Raw genomic sequence first — 17,993 nt, 5'->3', positions numbered from 1 at the left:
GCCGTTGTCACGGCTGCCGGTCATTCGCTCGAAGGGACCACCGTGGGAACGCCGTACCAGCACCTGCCCGCCACCGAGGGGCCGGAGGTGACCCGATGAGCGCCCTCGCCGCGCACGACGTCTGGGCCGGCTACGGCGGCGCACCCGTGCTCTCCGGGGTCAGCCTCTCCGTCGCCCCCGGCGAGACCGTCGGCATCATCGGCCGGTCCGGGATCGGCAAGTCCACCCTGGTCGAGGTGCTGCTCGGCCGGCACAAGGCGACGCAGGGCCGCGCGTCCTACGGCGGCCGCCCCGTCGCGAAGATGTCCCGGAAGGAGACCAAGACCTTCCGGTCCCTGGTCCGCGCCGTGCACCAGAACGGCATGGTCGGCGTCGACTCCCGGACCACCGTCGAGAAGGTCGTCGCCGCCACCCTGAACGACGCCCGCAAGGCCGGCCGCGCCAGCGGGCAGGAGCCCGCCGAGGTGCTCGCCCGCGTCGGGCTCGAGCCCCGCTACCTCACCCGCACGCTCCACACGCTCTCCGGCGGGGAGAAGCAGCGGCTCGCCCTCGCCGACGCGCTGGCGTCGCGCCCCGAGATCCTCGTCCTCGACGAGCCCGCCACCGCCCTCGACCCCGCGTTGCGCGAGGCCGTCGCCGACCAGCTCGTCGAGCTGGCGGACGCCGGCGTCGGGCTGCTCGTCGTGTCCCACGACCTGCGGATGGTCGACCGGCTGACCTCCACGGTGCACGTGCTGGCCGAGGGGCGGATCGTGGAATCGGGGCCGCTGGGGACGCTGCTGGCGTCGCCGCAGCACGAGGACACGCGCGGGTTGGCGGAGGCGTACCCGGAGGCGGTGGGGGCTTTTCGCTGAGCGGCGATGCCGGCGCACCTCGCTGCGCCAGCGGTCGAACGATGCGGCTCCACTCGTCCGCTGCCCGAGGTCGGCGAGGGCGATCGAAGTCGAGCGGCGGGCGCAGGAACGGGCCCATGAGCCACCGGCACGTGACGGTAGGCGTGATTCTCAGCTCCGACGACTCGCCAGCACCGCCGCGTTCCCCGCCAAGGACGCCGAGTCAGAGGACGTCATCACCGAACCCGACGCACCGCAGTACTGAACCAGCACCACACCGATCCGACCCAGCTGCTCGCACACCCCACCAGACAGGGACCGGGTCGCTGAGTCCAGGCGCCCGCTCGCCGTCCGCACCGCCTCCATGTCCCCGGATCCCGGGTCCGACTCGGTCCAGCTCATGCTCCGACCTGCCTCCCCCGATTCGGTCACGGACGATGTCGTCCCCGCTCGAGATGGGTCGCCGGACGATGGTGCCTGGAACGGCACCGTTGGCGTCCGGCCATTTCCAGGACGGCGACGCGTCTGACGCATGATTGCCGTAGAATCGTTCGATGAAATGTTCTCGGCCGAAGTTCGCGAACGGCTGATAGTCCGGCTCGACGATGTCGGCGTTGTGCAAACCACGGACCTCTGGCCGGGGGTTATCTACCCACCGCCTGCTCAGCCAGATCCCGCAGCTCGTCATAGTCGCCGGTCAGCTCGTCGAGATACTCCTCCAGGTCCTCAGCATCCTCGACATCCTCGAGGCCGAGCCCGGAGTCCACCCCTGCAGGCTCGGTCCACGCATCAGTCGGCAGCTCAGCAAGTCGCACAGGCTGAGGGTCGAACAATCCGTAATGCACATCCGAGATCGTGCAATCCCGCTTCGCGGGGCTTGCTCGGTAGTCCTCGTGGACGCTGACGTACCGAATGTGACCGTCCTCGCCGCGGACCATCTCCCAGACCATGCGATAGCCCTCCGTGTTGCCCATGACCTCGTCCGGAGAGTCCCCCTCGTCCCAACTCAGGCCGATGAACGTGCAGACGAACACCTCCGCCCCGTCACCATCCTCGTTCGGCACGACATCGAGCACCTCGAACGGCACCGGCCCCGGATACACCGGCACAGTGCCGAATTCGCGCCCCTGCAACCGCCAGCCCTCCAGATCTCCCTGCAGATAGTCGACGCCGTCCGGCGTGGCCAGGAGGGCCAGGTCCGCGCGGCCCTCGACCCGCCCACTGTTAAACGCAGCAGCATTCACCAGGCTGAACTCGCGCAGCGCCTGCACCCACGGGTCATCTGCCCACTCACCGTGGTCCGGCAACCCCCGCGGCCACACCACCGCCGGAATCGGCAGGTCACCCGCTCGGGCCTCCTGCCGCACCAGCTGGGACACCGCCTCATGCGCCGCCCGGGCACGAACATGCAACACACCCCCCACCACGACCAACACCCCCACCACCGACCACACCCGCAACCACCACCGACGCCGACGCCGCTCCACAGCACGACGCCGCTCTCCCAACGACAACCCGGCATCCAACCCCGGCAAGGAATCCACGGAGCTCTGGCCGGGGGTCATCTACCCACCGCCTGCTCAGCCAGATCCCGCAGCTCGTCATAGTCGCCGGTCAGCTCATCGAGATACTCCTCCAGGTCCTCAGCATCCTCGATATCCTCAAGGCCGAGCCCGGAGTCCACCCCGGCAGGCTCGGTCCACACATCAGTCGGCAGGTCAGCAAGTCGCACAGGCTGAGGGTCGAACAATCCGTAATGCACATCCGAGATCGTGCAATCCCGCTTCGCGGGGCTTGCTCGGTAGTCCTCGTGGACGCTGACGTACCGAATGTGACCGTCCTCGCCGCGGACCATCTCCCAGACCATGCGATAGCCCTCCGTGTTGCCCATGACCTCGTCCGGAGAGTCCCCCTCGTCCCAACTCAGGCCGATGAACGTGCAGACGAACACCTCCGCCCCGTCACCATCCTCGTTCGGCACGACATCGAGCACCTCGAACGGCACCGGCCCCGGATACACCGGCACAGTGCCGAATTCGCGCCCCTGCAACCGCCAGCCCTCCAGATCTCCCTGCAGATAGTCGACGCCGTCCGGCGTGGCCAGGAGGGCCAGGTCCGCGCGGCCCTCGACCCGCCCACTGTTAAACGCAGCAGCATTCACCAGGCTGAACTCGCGCAGCGCCTGCACCCACGGGTCATCTGCCCACTCACCGTGGTCCGGCAACCCCCGCGGCCACACCACCGCCGGAATCGGCAGGTCACCCGCTCGGGCCTCCTGCCGCACCAGCTGGGACACCGCCTCATGCGCCGCCCGGGCACGAACATGCAACACACCCCCCACCACGACCAACACCCCCACCACCGACCACACCCGCAACCACCACCGACGCCGACGCCGCTCCACAGCACGACGCCGCTCTCCCAACGACAACCCGGCATCCAACCCCGGCAAGGAATCCACGGAGCTCTGGCCGGGGGTCATCTACCCACCGCCTGCTCAGCCAGATCCCGCAGCTCGTCATAGTCGCCGGTCAGCTCATCGAGATACTCCTCCAGGTCCTCAGCATCCTCGATATCCTCAAGGCCGAGCCCGGAGTCCACCCCGGCAGGCTCGGTCCACACATCAGTCGGCAGGTCAGCAAGTCGCACAGGCTGAGGGTCGAACAACCCGTAATGCACATCCGAGATCGTGCAATCCTGCTCCACGGGGCTTGTTCTATCGTCCCCGTGAACGCTGACGTACCGAATGTGACCGTCCTCGCCACGGACCATCTCCCAGACCTCGCGATAGCCCTCCGTGTTGCCCATGACCTCGTCCGGAGAATCCCCCTCGTCCCAACTCAGGCCGACGAACGTGCAGACGAACACCTCCGCCCCGTCACCATCCTCGTTCGGCACGACATCGAGCACCTCGAACGGCACCGGCCCCGGATACACCGGCACGTCGTCCCCGAAGGATCTCGCCTGCGACCGCCAGCCCTCCAGATCTCTCTGCAGATAGTCGACGCCGTCCGGCGTGGCCAGGAGAGCCAGGTCCGCGCGGCCCTCGACCCGCCCACTGTTAAACGCAGCAGCATTCACCAGGCTGAGCTCGCGCAGCGCCTGCACCCACGGGTCATCTGCCCACTCACCATGGTCCGGCAACCCCCGCGGCCATACCACCACCGGGATCGACGGGTCACCCGCTCGGGCCTCCTGCCGCACCAACTGGGACACCGCCTCATGCGCCGCCCGGGCACGAACATGCAGCACACCCCCCACCACGACCAACACCCCCACCACCGACCACACCCGCAACCACCACCGACGCCGACGCCGCTCCACAGCACGACGCCGCTCTCCCAACGACGACCCGGGCGCGAGGACCAGAGCGTCGCGGTCGCCGCTCATTTGCCGGCCGCCTGAGTCCTGGCCAGCTCCCAGAGGGCCGCGTAGTCGGCCGTCAGCGACTCGGGACTCTCGTCCACGTGCCGGGTCAGCTCAGTGACCGGACCACCCTCGGCGTCCCTGAACACCACGATCCAATCCGCCAGGAACTTCTCGAGAGACTCACGGGTGCCGGGCACGTGCGAACCCTCACCACCCCCCTGCCAGGTCTCGTGCAACGCCCGGGCGGTCGCACCCTCGGCCAACCACCGCTCGATGGCCTCGGCCGAATTGGACCGTGCAGTACTCGTGGTCTGGTCAACGGCGGTGTCCGCCGCCCACCGGGCAAACGTCTCACCCAGCGCCTTGCCGCCCTGCTCGGCCAGCCAGTCCGCAGCCTTCCCACTGCCCGGGACCGGCACCAGATCGATCAGGGTGCACGCATCGCCGACGAGGTCGCTCACGCGTTCGGCGGCCCGGTCCGTGATCCCCTCGACCGACCCCACCAAGGCGCCGTCGAGGAGTGCCTGCATATCGGCCACCACACCCAACCCGGAGTCCGGGTCGAACCCCGGCGTCGTCAACGCAGCGTGAAGCAACGCCTCCTGAGCACGCCGCACCCCGACCCCCAGCACCCATGAACCCTCCACGGACGAGGCCGCCAGCCCGAACAACATCGCGATCTGCTTCCGGTTCAACAGAGGAATCGGCCGCATCTCCTCTCTGGCGGTGCCGTCATCGGCCCACACGAAGATCTCGTAGCTCTCGGACAGCTTCCCTCCCCCGCTGGGGTTCTTGCTGACGTCGTGGGCGAGCAGCGTCATCATCTGCCCCAGCGCGGTCGCCAGATGCACCTGTGCCTCGACCGACCAGTTCTCCGGCAACGCCCCCGGGTTCGCGAACAGACCACGACCGAACGCGGTGTTGGCCCTCGCGAGGCGCTCCCAGGTCTGCTCGTCGTACCGCGCCACGTCCAACGGCCCGCCCGGCTGCCGCTGCAGCCCGGACCACAACGCAGACACCCCGAGATACCCGTCGGCGTGCCAGTCGTGCTGACCGACCCAGTACTCGATCCGCGGAGCGGTGTTATCGTCCGCGCCCTCCATCAGCCAGTCCAGCGCAGCCTCCGGGTACTTCCCCAGGGTCTCCAACACCCCCGACATCGGCTCGGTCCCACGTCCGGACCGGTCCGGGTACAGCAGGTTCGCCAACACGTGACCGTCCGACGGATACCACAGCGGCAAAACGCCGTTGAGTCGCACGTGGGTGTCGATGTGGTCCGCCATCGCGACCGTGAAGTTCTCGCCCATCGGCGCGGTGTCCGCAGAGCTGAACAAGAACCCGACCGCCCCCGGCCACCGCTCGTGGTCGGTCATCTGCTCGGTGAACCGCCGCGCCTGCCCGGGCGTCCAGCTCGCCGACGCGAGCGACATCGCCGACAGCAAGCCCTCGGCATGCCGCCGCGCGACATCCTCACTGACCTCACCCGCATAGACCTGCTCGGACAACATGTCCACCAGGGCGACCGTCCCCGAACCACCCAACGACCGGAAGAACCCGCTCAGGACCTCCTCGTCCCCACCCCAGGCATCCAACAACCGCATCAAGTCGTCCATCGAGGCGTTCCCGTCGAGCACATCACGCGCCAACGACTCCAGAACCTGCTGCGTCGCCGCCCCACCCACCATGTCCGGACTCGTCATTCCGGCAGCGATGCTCGCCTTCCCGATCGCCGCCCAGTCACCGATCTCGACCGAGCCCAGCGCCTCACACACCACGCCATCCGCCGCGACCCGCCGGTCGACCAACTCGGCCATCGCCCGATCCGCCGCACCCACCTCGAGCCTCGCGGACTCCTGCGCCTGCTGACGCTGACGCGCCTGACGCTGCAACTCCCTGTGCGTGAACACCGTCCCCTTCGGCAGAGTCGGCGGGGCCGACAGCAACAACGCACGCGCCAGGCCCTCGGCCGCGTCCTGGCGCTGGCGACGCACCAGCACCGCCTCCTCAGCGATCTCCTCCACCAGGTTCGCGTACCGGGCAAGCGCACTACTGCCCGAGGCCACCGCCTCGATCAACCCCCCGAGGCCGCGCACGCACGACTCCCCCGACGCCCGCCATGCATCACCAGCCACGCCCGCCCACGCAGCATCCGTCAACGTGCCCGTGTGCGACCGCACATCGAAATGTGCATCCGACAGCGACCGCACGGCATTGTCTAGCACCCGGCCCGCCGACCGGTGCCCCTCCACATCCCCGGCACCCGGGTCATCCGCCGTCCACCTCATGCCGACCCCACCAACAAACCTCGATCGGCCTCGACAAACGCCTCCGCCGCACCCACGGCATCCTGGCCCAGGGCATAAACCGCCGTCGCCGCACCCACGAGGCAATGACCCAACGACGTCAAAAAGTCGTGCACGGACTCATCCACCACCGTGCTACCAGCCGACTCGCCCGGAACCCGCACTGGATCCGGAACACCCTGCGCCACCGACCTCAGCCGCGCCCCGGTGTCCGACACCACCGCAACCTCGACCACCACGCTCATGCCCTGCTCCCCACCCCGCGGCACGACCCACCATCACCCGAGCCCTCCCGCCGGTCTTCGCCAACAACCACCGTCATCTCTCCTGCACCTTCCACCCACACTCGCTTCTCGCACACGGGCCGGTCACGGTGTCGGCGACCCCGGGCGCACGGACGCCCCGGGCCGCCGACACCAACGGGTCAGCCCCGGATCTTCGACGCGATCTCCGCGTCGGTGTCCTCGATGATCCGAGCGACGCTGATCAACTGCTCGTTGATCGACTGCAGCAGCTCGGCGAACTCCTTGATCTTCGGAGACAGCTCGTTGAACTGCTCCTCGAAGCTCTCGAACGCGCTACCGTCCCAGTTATCACTGATCACGGACTGCTCATTTGTCAGCGTGGTCAGGATCTCGTCGATCTGCTCCGAGCCGGACGTGTACTTCGTTGCCGATCCCCGCAGGTCTTCCGGGGTGAGCTTGATCGTGGCCATGAGCTCTCTCCATTCCATTTTTTCAGCCCCCAGGTCCGGGGGCATGTGCTCGAACCCGGTGGGCTCGAATTCTCGATCATCCTCACGGCGACGCCGGGAGTTTGACGCGTACCGCCTTCCCGTCCGCGACGATGTAGGCCTCGCTCTCGCCGAGCTCCGGCTCCTTGTACGGCACGTTCGTGGCCTTCAGGACCGACTGGTCGGAGATCTTGCCGACGACCAAGCCGGCGGTGACCTTCTTGGCGGCCTTCGCGACGTCATCCGGCCCCTTGCCGGCCGTCGCGAGCGTCCCGCCCATGACGACCGGCATCGCATGCCGCGGCCCTTCGGCCATCAGCCGAACCAGGTCGGCCGCCCGCTCCTTGCCGAGCTGCGCATGCACGGTGCCGGCATCACCGACGACGACCAGAGCGCGGTCGAGCGTGCGCGCGTGGTCTGCCATCGTCGGCCGAGCGGGCGAGGCCAGAGCCGCCTCGTAGTGCTGCTGACGTGCGGCGAACTCGGCCAGCGCCGCATCGAGGACCGCCTCCGCATCCATGTCGGCACCTTCGACCCCCGCCTCCCGGACCAACGCCCGCAGGTTCCCGGCCTGGTCGTCAAGGACGAATGCCCCGCCGGGGAACGCTCCGGCACCCGTCCGCCAGAGCTGCGACAACGCACTGCCGACGGACTCGCCGTCGCCACACAGGACGAGGGCCTGCCTGTGCTTGGTCGGATCGATGCCCGCGGGCGCGACCGTGTCGAAGCCCAGTCCGATCGGGATCACCCCGGCGGTGACGAGCCGGGCGGTCTCGGGACGTGCGAGGAAGTCGTCCAGCTCCAGCGTCTCCGGGATCACCGGGATGACCTCGGGCCGGGCGCCCTGCCAGTGCGCGTCCATCTCGCTGGCCTCAGCCTGGATGGTCTCGATGACCTCGAGCATCTCCTCGCCTCGGGCAGGAAGCGCCGCCTGGAAGATCTCCGGCTGCTCGACCCGCACCAGCCCGCGCCCCGGCAGGTCGTCGATCTGCAACGTGGTCCGTCCGACGATCGCGCGGGGCTGGGAGTCGTCGTTCATCTTGAGCGCGATCTGCGTCTTGATGTTCGAGGTGAGGTTGCTGCGCAGACTCGCGTGGCGGCCTGCCGAGAGCACGAGGTGAATACCCAGGCCGGCGCCCTCTCGGGCGACTCCATACATCAGCGCGGTCAGCGAGTCCTCGTCGCCCGACTCCTTGAGCCCTTCGAACCCGTCGACCACCAGCAGCAGGTGGGGTAGCACCTGACCCGACGCCCGCTCGTACATCTCGAGGTTCGCCACCGAGTAGCCGCTCAGCAGCTGCTTCCGCCGCTTGATCTCCGACTCGATCCGATCGAGGAACTTCCCCGTCTTCTGGTCGTCGTCGATCGTCACCGTGTCCGCCACGTGCGGTAGCCCGCGCAGCGGCAGCAACCCGTTCGTCCCGAAGTCCAGCAGGTAGACGTGCAAGTGCTCCGGGTTGTGCGTGCGGGCCAGGTCCATCACGAGGGTCTGCAGGAACGTCGACTTCCCGTACCCAGGGCTGGCGAACAGGGCGAGGTGACCGTCGCCGGACAGGTTCAGCCGCAGCGTCTGCTGCGCCTGCATGCTCGGCACGTCAACCATGCCGATGACGGGACGCATCCCCGTCTTGGGCTCGCGCCACGCCTCGGTCCACTCGCCAGGATGCAGGTCGGACACATACATCCGCTCTGCCAACGGCGGCAGCCACGGCCGCGGCAGCGGCTCGATCGCCGCCGCCACCGCCGTGGCCGCGACCCCCTGCACGATCGCCTCGAGCTCGGTCGGGATCTGCTTGACCTCGTCCGCCCCGTCGAGCCCGGACAGGTCGGAGTTCAGGATCTCGTACTGCCCCAGGTCGTTGATCGCATAGATCGTGTGGTCCTCCTGGCGGTTGTCCTCCTTCTCCGGCTCGTAGTCGGCCCCGCTCCACGCGCTCTGGAACAGCTCGTAGATCTCGTTGTTGCCCACCTGCAGGTAGGCCCGCCCGGGCAGCGTGATCTCCGCGGCGTCCGGGGTCTTGATGATCTCCATCGAGTCCGACCGGTCCGCGACCTTCAGGGCGAGCTTGAACTTCGAGTTCGACCAGATCTGGTCGTTCACCACACCCGACGGCTTCTGCGTCGCCAGGATCAGGTGGATCCCGAGCGAACGGCCGATGCGGGCGGTCGAGATCAGCTCGTCCATGAACTCCGGCTGCTCGGACTTCAGCTCCGCGAACTCGTCGGAGATCAAGAACAGGTGCGGCATCGGCTCGGCCGCGTCACCGTTCTTGACCAGCTTCTGGTACTGGTTGATGTGGTTGACGTTGTTCTCCGAGAACACCCGCTGCCGCCGCTTCAGCTCGGCGTTGATCGACACCAGCGCCCGCATGCTCTGCGCGCCGTCCAGGTTGGTGATCGTCCCGAGCAGGTGCGGCAGGTCGGCGAACAGGTTCGCCATGCCGCCGCCCTTGTAGTCGATCAGCAGGAACGCGACGTCGTGCGGGTGGAAGTTGACCGCCAGGCTCAGGATGTAGCTCTGGATGATCTCGGACTTCCCCGACCCCGTGGTCCCGGCGACCAGCCCGTGCGGCCCGTGCGCCTTCTCGTGCAGGTCGAGCTTCACCACGTCGCCGGCACCGCGCAGACCCAACGGCACCCCCAGGGTCCGGTGCGGAGAGTTCTGCCCCCACCGGCCCATGACCCCGAGGTCCTCGAACCGCTCCACCTCGTAGAGCTCGAGGAACGTCACGGACTCCGGGATGCTGCTCTTCAGGTCCTGCAGGTGGTTCAGCGCACCGACCGTCCGGGGCAGGAGCTCCTTGTCGAACCCGTCGGGGAAGTGGTCCGGGACGAACGGGGTGTTCTTGAGCTCGCCCTGCTCCAGGACCAGCACGCCGGTGTCCCGGTCGCGGATGTCGATGACGGTGGTGATCGAGTCGGGCAGGCTCGACATCGTCTCCTGGACGACGACGACGCTGCACCCGAGGTCGCGGGGGTCCGCGCGCAGGAACTCCATGACCACGTGGTCCATCACCAGGGTCTCGTCCAGGATCACCACGACGTAGTGCGGAGCGAACGAGGTGCTCTGACCCCCGCGCGTCTCGCTGAGCGCGTTCTGCCGGGCCTTGAGGATCTGGTTCAGGCTGGACAGCACCTGGTCGCGCGAGCGCTGGTCGTAGACGAAACCTCGCACGTTCATGTTCTGCAGGCTCGAGTGCCGGTACCAGCGCATCCAGGACCAGTCGTCGTGCTCCGACTCCGGGAACACCACGATGAGCTGCAGGTCGTGGTAGCTGTGGAAGAACGCCAGCTGGTTGACCAGGAGCTGGAGCTGCTCGACGACCAGCCGGCGGGGGCCGACGTACCCGACGGGCCCGTGCACCAGGTCCGCGGCGATCGGCAGCCGGTCCAGCGTCGCCGAGCTCTCGCACAGCTGCCGCGCGAGCTCGTCGAGCTCCGTGCCCTGGGCGACCCGGTCGCGGTCGGCGTAGTGGATCGTGCGCGACGGCTCGGCCGTGCCCAGCCCCAGGCGGTAGCACAGGAAGTCGAACTGCGTCGCCGTCTTCTCGAAGACCCGCGGGCTGTAGGCCGCGGCCAGGTCGGCCAGGGTCGCGACGTCGGGGTAGTGGTACTCCGCGCCGCGGCGCTGGGAGTCCCCGGCCGCGTGGATGTCGATCGAGCGTTGCACCAGGTGCGCCCGGTGGACCGACTCCTCGGCCACCCGCTGCGCCTCGCTCTTGCGACGCTCCTTGAAGAAGCCGCTGACGGAGAAGAACAGCGTCACGACCGACGTGGTCCCCGACGCGATGACCATCAGCGGGTTGCCGTTCAGGAACGCCATCGTCGCGGTGACCGCGAGCATCAGCACCGGCGGGATGATCAGCTTCGCCAGCTGACCGGTGCGGTTGTCCTCCCGGGCCGGCACGGCGTTCACCACGATGGTGCCCTCCGGCGGCCGGTGGACGATCCGCGGCGAACGCCGCACGTCCGGATACCCGTCCGGCGGCACCCGCACCGAGTACGCCTTGCGCGGCAGACCGGCGCGCGCGACCAGGTGGTCGTTGACGTGCAGCTCCCGGTCGAAGACGATCAGGTCATGGGCACCGAAGCCCAGGTGGTCCCCGTCGCGCACGACGGTCCGGCCCGGTCCCTGCCGCACGTTGTTGACGAACAGCTCGCTCCCGGCGACCGACACGAGCCAGCGACCGCCGTCCGCACGCCGGGCGGACAGCGAGAGCGCCGGGTCGGCCGTGGTCACCGACGCCCCGGGCTGGGGGCCGACCAGGAACTCGTCGCGGCCGCCCAGGTCGTAGACCGACCGCTGGCTCGCGGGCACGACCTGGACCTCGATGCGGTTGCCGGCCACCTCCAGGCCCGTCCACCCCGGGCCTGCCCATCCGGTGACCGTCTCGCCACCGGCACGCACCGTCACCGCCTGGTCGTCGAGGTGCACCGTCACCGACGGCGCCGTGACCGCCGGCGGCAGGTGGACGTCGCTGCCGGGCTCCCGGCCGAGGCTGAGGGTCTGCCCGGTGCGGATGCGTGACCGGAACCTGATGCCGTCGATCACCACAGCCACGTCGTTCCCGGACACGGTCTAGGCCTCCGGGGTGGCCGACGGGGCCGGATCGTCCGATGCAGGGTCCGCGCCCGGGTCCTCGGCGGTGGCCGATCCCGGGTCGCCCTCGGCGCGCGACTCCGCGTCACCCTCGCCGGTCGACTCGGGGTCCCCCTCGGCGATCGCCGTCGACCGCAGCTCGACGTACTTGTCGTACTCGGACTGCAGCTCCTCGAGCGTGGACTCCCGCTCCGTGCCGGACAGGCTGTTGTCCGCCCTGACCTGCTCCTGCCGTAGCGTCAGCGCGTACAGGATCAGGTCGACGTCGTCGAGCTTCTTGGCCCCGTCGAGCGCATCGTCGAGGTCTCCCCGGCCGATCTGCACCCAGTAGGTCAGGAACTCGCGCTCCGAGTTCAGCGACATGCTGTTCTCGATCGCGGTCTGCTGGTCCCCGCTCAGGTTGGTGCCGCGCAGGTAGCTGTAGGCGAGCGCGTAGCGCTGGGTCAGCGGGAGCCGGTCCTCGTCGACGGGGCGGAGGGTCTCGATGACGCCGTCGTAGTCCAGCGCGACGAACCGGGTGTCGGCCTCGAGCATCAGCGCGTCGAACGGTGCCCGGACGAAGGCGGAGTAGCCGGCCAGGGCCCCCGCGGCGACCGCCAGCAGCCCCAGCCAGATCGCGGAGTGCTTGAACACCGCGTGCGACCGGCGCCCGACCCGCACGAGCCGTTCGGCGTCGGTGGCCGTCGTCTCGTCGTAGAGGCCGGCCAGGTAGCCCGTGAGCTCAGCCACCGAGGCGGCGCCCGTGACCGCCTTCTCGAAGTCGTTCGACCGCTTGAGTGCCATCGCACCGTCGAGGACCTGGGTGAACGACGTCTTCGGGTCGAAGGTCGCCAGGACCAGGGCCTGGTACTGCCGGAGGAAGTGCTGGGCGTCCATCCCCTGCGGCGGCATGAGGCCGCCCAGCCCGCGATAGGCGAGCCGGGGGCGGAGGTTGCGGTCGACCACCAGGTTGTCCGGGTGCAGGAGCACGGCATAGCCGCGGTCGACCAGCTCCGCGCACGCGCCCACGTTCAGCAGCGCCCGCAGCTTGTCCGCCCGCGGGCGCCGCGTCACCTCGGCCCAGTCGGCGATCCCGTCGCCGGGCGTCAGGTGCAGGGTGATGCTGTCGTCGTCGCAGGTCACCCGGCAGGGCAGCAGCGCGTCGTGGGCGTGTGCCAGCAGGTCGAGCTCGGCCGTGTCGCGCACCGGCGCCAGGGACCGGCGCAGCACCAGCGTCCACTCGTCCCCGCCGGTGTCGATGACGTACGGCATCCCCTCGAACTCGAACCGGATCTCAGCCATCGGATCCACCTGCGATCAGCTCGACGACATCACCGGTCGTCACCGGGTGCAGTGCCACCACGTCCTCCTCGGTCAGCAGCAGCCCTTTGGCGAGGATGCGCAGTTGGTACTTGCCCAGCCCGGACTCGATGCCGGGCAGGATCGTCGAGAGCTCCCCGACCAGTCGGTGCACGCTGATCCGGGTGGGGATCCGGAGATCCTGGCGACGGCCCGCGGCCACGAAGGTCACGTTGATGTGGCTGTCCACGGCTCCTCATCTCCTGTTGTGCGAAGGGCGAACGACGACCCGCAGCCCACGACGAGCAGCACGCCGAGACCGATCAGCACCCACCCGCCCGGGGACTGCGCCTCGGCGTCCAGGTCCGGTGCGTCCCGGGCCGCCGGGGTGCCCGGGTAGGCGTCGGCGACGAACAGCTCGGTCGTCGACCCCGACACCTGGTACGGCGCCACCGGGATCACGAACAGGGAGTCCGTCACGACGCTCCGGGCGCCGCGACGCGCCTCCTGGGCGGTGGTGATCGCCTCGGAGTCGCGGGGGGCGAACAGCATCGAGCTCGACTCGGCGCCGACCACGTCGGCCTGCTCGGCCCGCTCCAGGCGCCTGACCTGGAGCTCCAGGTCGTTGGTCCCGGGCGTGTCCCTGTCGTCCGCCCAGGCCGCCCCCGACACCGCGGCCAGACCCGCGACGACGAGGCCCACGGTGACGGCTCGTCTCGCCCTCATGCCGGCACCGGTCGCCGCCGGCGCGGGGCCAGCCTGCGCAGGTCCTCCTGCACCAGCAGGTTGAGCACGACCGCGAGGACGACCCACACCAGGAGCCGGCCGAGGACCTCGATGCCGCCGGCGTTCTGGCCGAGGACGTCGCGCAGCACCCCCTCCGCGTGGGACAGCGGGTTGACCTTGGCCATGACTCCGGAGACCCCCGACGTCGCAGGGGTGCCGATGGCATCGGAGACGAACACATAGCCGACCAGCAGGACGACGCACAGCCCGACACCGACGCGACCCCACTGCTCGACCAACCAGTGGGCGAGCAGGGTCATCCCCAGGCTGATCAGCGTGACCGCCACGCCCCAGACCGCCCAGGACTCCCGCGGCACAGCCAGTCCGGCACCACTCGCCCAGGCCAGTCCGACGCCCAGGACCGCGCCGGCCGCCGAGGAGATCCCCAGCGTGCGGGCGTTCGACCGGAACCACGGAGCGCGCCCCCGGGCGAAGGCCGACCGCTGCCGAGCCACCCACGTGACGTTCGCCAGCAGGTGTGCGGCCATGAAGCACACGGCGAAGGTGATGAGTACCCACGGGAACGGCCGGGTGACGTCCGCGGAGGCGACCGGCTCACGCTGGGTGGGCACCACCGGCTCGACCAGGAACCGCATCAGCCGCTCGTTCAGCACGCCGGAGCTGTGCGCGTTCGGCAGGACGCCGGCGAACGAGTCGGCGAAGGCCCGCGAGCTGTCGACCTGACCCGTCAGCGCGCCGGTCAGGTCGACGCTGCGCTGGTCGAGGTCGGCGGCGTCGCCGAGCAGCCCCTCGACCTCGACGCGGAGCCCCTCGAGCAGTGTCGTGATCTGCGCCGCCTGCTCGGCGCCCGCCTGGGCCGAGAGCGCGAGGGACTCGCTGGATGCCGCGAGGCCCTGCGCCTCTCCCACGATCGTCCGCGTCATCGCGTCGGACTCGGCGACCGAGCGGGCGGCCGGGCCCTCCTCCTCGACGACCTGCTGCATCGACGTGCGCAGCCCGGCCAGCGAGTCGAGCTGCCCGGTGATGTCGACCGCGAGCTGCTGCGTGGCCGCGTGGAGCTGTCCGGAGGTGGAGGCGATCTGGCTCGTGCCGTCCCGCAGCCGATCGACCAGCCCCGCGGAACCCACGAGGTGCGTGCGCTCGGCCGCGACCTGCCGCTCCACCGATGCGATGAGGACCGCGTCGACCGCGGTCGTCACGTCGACGTCCGGGGGCAGGCCGCACGAGGTACGGCACTCGTCGGCGAACTCGACCAGCTCGACCGCGCGCTCGAACGCGTCGGTGATCCGCGTGACCTCGGCACCATAGGCGGCCGCGGCCCCAGTCAGACTCCTGACCTTCTGATCCAGCGTCGGAGGGACCTGGGCAGCGCCCAGTTCCGGTTCGGGTTCCGGGACCGGTTCGGGCTCGGGCTCGACGAACGCCGACTGCGCCGCCAGGAGGTCGTGGACCCGCTCGTCGAGCCCGCCGCCGATGATCTCCGAGCCGTTCGGGACCCCGAGGTAGCCCTCCCACGCCTCGATCGTCGCGAGCCCGTCCGAGATCTTCTGCGCCGCGTCGTCGAACTGCCCACCCGCGTGACCGAACACGTTCTCCTCGATCGCCCACTTCAGGTCCCACCCGTTGCGGTAGGGCAGCACGTCGATCTGGTCCTCGACCGCCTGGCGCAGCACGGCCGCCATCTCCGGCCCGGGGGCCGGCCCCGTGCCGGCGTCCTCGGCGTAGACCAGCACCTCGGCCAGGGTGAGGACGCCGTCCCGGTCGTCCCTGTCGAGCAGGTCTCGGACCTCCGCGGCGTACGCCGCGAGCGCGTCCTGAGCACCCAGGCCGTCCAGGTGCTCCAGCCGCGCGGCGATCCAGGTCTCCACCTCCGTGGTCACCGCTTCGAGCTCGGTGACCGCCGCCGCGTGGGTGGGCTGCTCCGAGTCGACGTCGAACTGCGCGGTGAGCGCGTCACCGGTCGCGACCAGATCGTCGTACAGCTGCTGGATCTCGTCGCTGAGCAGGCGGGAGTCCATGGCCATCAGCGACTCGAGGAAGGTGCCGTACGTGAGAGCGCCGGCCTCGCGCTCGGTGATCAGCTCCGCCAACGACGTCCCGTGCTCACCGTGACCCTCCGTCGAGTCCACGAGGTCGCTGCCGAGGCCGTCCAGGCCGGTCGCCAGGCTGCCGTTCGCTTCGACGGAGCCATCGATGCTCTGGGTGAGCGCCGAGAGGTCGACACCGAAGGCTCGCGTCGCGGGGTCCACCTCGTCCACGAACACCCCGGCGTTCGCCGCCTCGGTCTCGACGACGAGCTGCACGTTGTCCTGCGCCTGGCGCAGGTTCCCGAGGATCGACGCGACGTACATGTCGACCAGCTGCTCGTTGAGGTGCGCGACGATCTCCCGTCCCCGCTCGTCCGCGACGGCCTCGACGCGGACGTTGCCGCCGCCGTTCACCTGGTACGTGACGCCGATCGGGCTCGGGTCGGCGGACCCGAGGTCCAGCAGCTTCTCCGAGAACTCGGCCGGGATGATCACCATGAGGTGGAAGTCCCCGTAGGCCAGCCCGTGCTCCGCGACCCCCCGGCTGACGACGTGCCACGCGGCCGAGGTGTCGCTCTCTATCTGCGTGACGTAGCCGCGCCCGAGGTTCAGCTGCTCACCGCCGGCGTCGAGCCCCCGGTCCTCGTTGACCAGCGCCACGTCGAGCGCGACGGGCTGGGTGGACCTCTCCCTGACCTCGGCCACCCCGCGCTGGTACTCCCCGTTGAGCGGGAGCAGGACCAGCGCGACCAGCGATACCGCGACGGCCCCGGCCGTCAGCACCCGCACGGAGCGTGCTCGATGCGTTGTCCCCCTGCTCACAGAACACCTCCGCCGGCATGACACCGGCTCGTCGGACGCCTCCCCCCGGATGCGTGGTTCCCCGTGCAGCGGGCGGACCGGTCGGCGCGATGCCGACGTGGTCCTGTGTGCGGAGCGACAGGCTCCGCCATTTCCGGCGACCACGGCCCGCATCCCGATACGGCGAACGCAGAACTCGAAACTAGTCCCACGCTCGTGTGCCGTGTCAAATTTCTGCTACCACGCAGATCATCACGGACAAATTGCCCGCGCTGTCCATCATTCCAGAACGGCACATTTCATGCCGAACCGCGCCGGCGGGTGGCCGCGGTCCGGCGCAGGCGTCCTGTCGCAGGTCCGACGCGCGCCGCGCACGGGGTGGCGCACGGCCCGCGGCTCCAGGCGGCGGCTCGCGGACCTCGAGGCGGTCAGATGTCGACGGTGCCGGCTCGGCCGGAGAAACGCAGCCGCCACACGAGGACGCCAGTTGTCCGCATATGTCCGCCGGGGACCACGCCAATACGCCGGACAATGCACGCCCGGCGCCGCCACGTCACACCGCGGCGAGGAACTCCCGCACCCGCCCGGCGAACGCCGCCGGGTCCGACACCGGCAGCCCGTGGTCCGCTCCCGGCACCAGCACGCACTCGCCCGCGGGCAGGTGCGCGGCGATCGCCTCGGTGTGGGTGCGACGGACCACGTCGTGCTCCCCCGCCGCGACGAGCACCGGCACCGCGATCCGCGCGAGCGCGCGCAGCGGGATCCGCGGCTGGTGCACCATCAGGTCCGTGATCTCCGCCCGGGCACGCATCGCGGGGTCGGTGATCCCCTGCGCCCGCTCGCGCAGCCACTGCGCCGTGACCTCGGCCCGGACCCGGGCCGTCAGGCCGGCGGGCACGGTGTTGGCGCCGTAGACGACGAGCGCGCGGACCGCCTCCGGGTGCCGCAGCGCCAGCATCAGGGCGACGTTGCCGCCGTCCGAGTACCCGACGACGGCCACCGGCTCGCCGTCGCCGCCGACGTCACCGACCAGGACGGCGGCGACGTCGTCGGCCATGCGGGCGATGGTCAGCGGGCCGTCGCCACGCGGAGACCGGCCGTGCCCGCGGGCGTCGACGGACAGCACGCGGAAGTCGTCGGCGAGCAGCGCGGCGACGGGGGCGAGGGACGCGGAGTCCTCGCCGTTGCCGTGCAGGAGGACGACGGTGGGGCCGCTCCCGCGGACCTCGACGTGCAGGCCGGCGACGCGTGCGGGATCGGGCATGCTCCCGACCGTAGTACCCGGCAGCACCCTGCCCCGCC

General features: G+C 69.9%; 13 protein-coding genes. 1 reads left to right on the top strand and 12 read right to left on the bottom strand.

Features of this window, described 5'->3' with window-relative positions; genetic code table 11:
* Window positions 1-95: 95 nt before the first annotated feature.
* Window positions 96-854, top strand: a complete 759-nt coding sequence (locus tag ACWPWW_RS12700; RefSeq protein ID WP_454050733.1) for an ABC transporter ATP-binding protein — start codon at window positions 96-98, stop codon at window positions 852-854.
* A 623-nt stretch (window positions 855-1,477) separates the two neighbouring features.
* Here ACWPWW_RS12700 and ACWPWW_RS12695 read toward each other — a convergent pair.
* The 12 genes from ACWPWW_RS12695 to ACWPWW_RS12640 form a co-directional block, all read right to left on the bottom strand.
* Window positions 1,478-2,212, bottom strand: a complete 735-nt coding sequence (locus ACWPWW_RS12695) for a hypothetical protein (RefSeq protein WP_454050732.1) — start codon at window positions 2,210-2,212, stop codon at window positions 1,478-1,480.
* Window positions 2,213-2,394: 182 nt separating this feature from the next.
* Window positions 2,395-3,129, bottom strand: a complete 735-nt coding sequence (locus ACWPWW_RS12690; protein WP_454050731.1) for a hypothetical protein — start codon at window positions 3,127-3,129, stop codon at window positions 2,395-2,397.
* A gap of 182 nt (window positions 3,130-3,311) precedes the next feature.
* Entirely contained in the window at window positions 3,312-4,223 is a 912-nt protein-coding gene (locus ACWPWW_RS12685) for a hypothetical protein (protein WP_454050730.1), read from the bottom strand.
* Window positions 4,220-6,295 (bottom strand): hypothetical protein, encoded by a 2,076-nt coding sequence (locus ACWPWW_RS12680; protein ID WP_454050729.1) that lies wholly within the window; start codon window positions 6,293-6,295, stop codon window positions 4,220-4,222. Before ACWPWW_RS12680 ends, ACWPWW_RS12685 begins: the two co-directional genes overlap by 4 nt.
* Before the next feature lie 188 nt (window positions 6,296-6,483).
* Window positions 6,484-6,750, bottom strand: a complete 267-nt coding sequence (locus ACWPWW_RS12675) for a hypothetical protein (protein WP_454050728.1) — start codon at window positions 6,748-6,750, stop codon at window positions 6,484-6,486.
* 179 nt (window positions 6,751-6,929) lie between these two features.
* A complete protein-coding gene (locus tag ACWPWW_RS12670; protein ID WP_454050727.1) occupies window positions 6,930-7,238 on the bottom strand; it encodes a WXG100 family type VII secretion target in 309 nt (102 codons plus the stop codon).
* Between the two features lie 64 nt (window positions 7,239-7,302).
* Window positions 7,303-11,814, bottom strand: a complete 4,512-nt coding sequence (gene essC, locus ACWPWW_RS12665) for a type VII secretion protein EssC (protein ID WP_454050726.1) — start codon at window positions 11,812-11,814, stop codon at window positions 7,303-7,305.
* Between the two features lie 3 nt (window positions 11,815-11,817).
* Complete coding sequence (gene essB / locus ACWPWW_RS12660) at window positions 11,818-13,119, bottom strand: type VII secretion protein EssB (protein ID WP_454050725.1); 1,302 nt, start codon at window positions 13,117-13,119, stop codon at window positions 11,818-11,820.
* Window positions 13,112-13,366: an EsaB/YukD family protein gene (locus ACWPWW_RS12655; protein WP_454050724.1), complete on the bottom strand. Its 255-nt coding sequence runs from the start codon at window positions 13,364-13,366 to the stop codon at window positions 13,112-13,114. Before ACWPWW_RS12655 ends, essB begins: the two co-directional genes overlap by 8 nt.
* Window positions 13,345-13,842 (bottom strand): hypothetical protein, encoded by a 498-nt coding sequence (locus tag ACWPWW_RS12650; protein WP_454050723.1) that lies wholly within the window; start codon window positions 13,840-13,842, stop codon window positions 13,345-13,347. The genes ACWPWW_RS12655 and ACWPWW_RS12650 overlap by 22 nt, the downstream gene beginning before the upstream one ends.
* The gene (gene esaA, locus ACWPWW_RS12645; RefSeq protein ID WP_454050722.1) at window positions 13,839-16,679 is read right to left on the bottom strand and encodes a type VII secretion protein EsaA; all 2,841 of its coding nucleotides are present in this window, start codon (window positions 16,677-16,679) and stop codon (window positions 13,839-13,841) included. The genes ACWPWW_RS12650 and esaA overlap by 4 nt, the downstream gene beginning before the upstream one ends.
* A 565-nt stretch (window positions 16,680-17,244) precedes the next feature.
* Window positions 17,245-17,955, bottom strand: coding sequence for an alpha/beta fold hydrolase (locus ACWPWW_RS12640; RefSeq protein WP_454050721.1), 711 nt, complete (start codon window positions 17,953-17,955; stop codon window positions 17,245-17,247).
* Window positions 17,956-17,993 lie beyond the last annotated feature (38 nt).

The organism is Cellulomonas sp. Marseille-Q8402, from assembly GCF_965119525.1.
Note: the sequence above shows the minus strand (reverse complement) of the source record. Positions and strands in the feature narration are given on the sequence as shown.

Bases quoted from the DNA above. Each gene is read 5' to 3' on its own strand.
- ACWPWW_RS12700 (WP_454050733.1), top strand. From the start codon at position 96: ATGAGCGCCCTCGCCGCGCACGACGTCTGGGCCGGCTACGGCGGCGCA.
- ACWPWW_RS12685 (WP_454050730.1), bottom strand. From the start codon at position 4,223: ATGAGCGGCGACCGCGACGCTCTGGTCCTCGCGCCCGGGTCGTCGTTG.
- ACWPWW_RS12670 (WP_454050727.1), bottom strand. From the start codon at position 7,238: ATGGAATGGAGAGAGCTCATGGCCACGATCAAGCTCACCCCGGAAGAC.
- ACWPWW_RS12640 (WP_454050721.1), bottom strand. From the start codon at position 17,955: ATGCCCGATCCCGCACGCGTCGCCGGCCTGCACGTCGAGGTCCGCGGG.
- ACWPWW_RS12650 (WP_454050723.1), bottom strand. From the start codon at position 13,842: ATGAGGGCGAGACGAGCCGTCACCGTGGGCCTCGTCGTCGCGGGTCTG.
- essB (WP_454050725.1), bottom strand. From the start codon at position 13,119: ATGGCTGAGATCCGGTTCGAGTTCGAGGGGATGCCGTACGTCATCGAC.
- ACWPWW_RS12675 (WP_454050728.1), bottom strand. From the start codon at position 6,750: ATGAGCGTGGTGGTCGAGGTTGCGGTGGTGTCGGACACCGGGGCGCGG.